Source organism: Methylibium sp. T29 (genome assembly GCF_000576205.1).
Classification (GTDB): Bacteria; Pseudomonadota; Gammaproteobacteria; order Burkholderiales; family Burkholderiaceae_C; genus Methylibium; species Methylibium petroleiphilum.
Genome location: NZ_AZND01000587.1, coordinates 1 through 657 on the forward strand (window position 1 = coordinate 1; position 657 = coordinate 657).

Sequence of the window (657 nt, forward strand, 5' to 3'; positions counted from 1 at the left end):
GTAGTCAGACTGATCGACGGGGCTGCTGTTGAGCGTCATGAGCAGCCACGTATCCCGGTCCGGCGATATGGTGGCGTGCTGTACTACTTCGAAGTTCAGTAGTGGAAGTTGGTCTCCACCAGCGCAAACCAAGGATTTGATGAAAACGCCTGACCTGTGCCTGTAAGCCGGCGTGTTACCGACCCCGAAGAATGCCTCCATGTCCGGATCTGGGAGTTGATCGGCAGCCCCCGTGTAGAAGGTCATTCGCTCCCACGAATCGGTCGTTTGGCTCGCGTCGATGCTCTCGTCATCAGCATCTGCATCAGCCGTCCAAATGAGCTTTCCGTAACTCCACACACGACGAAGCCCCTCCATCTCGTTCGCTGTGAGGAGGTAAAAGACATCAACGACCGTCGTGTAGGTCGTGGAGTCAACGCCAGGGGCGCCCTTCCCTCCCGTGGTTTGCGTGTGGGCTATTGCTCGCTTCTCGCTCGCCCAGGCGATGACACCAGGGACACGGGCGACGCCTATGACGTATGGAAGAGGATCACCGTAGTTCGCCCCTGGGACTCTTGAGAGATCGGGATAGGGCGCGTTGACCTTCTGGTTTGGATCGAGGCCGGCCGAGAGACCATAGACGACTGCAAATGTCTGGAGGCCGGCGGAAGGCCCACC

At 58.8% G+C, this 657-nt stretch carries 1 pseudogene; it reads right to left on the reverse strand.

Annotated features, from left to right (window positions below):
• A pseudogene (locus x551_RS26125) lies at positions 1 to 657 on the reverse strand (hypothetical protein); the annotation flags it as partial.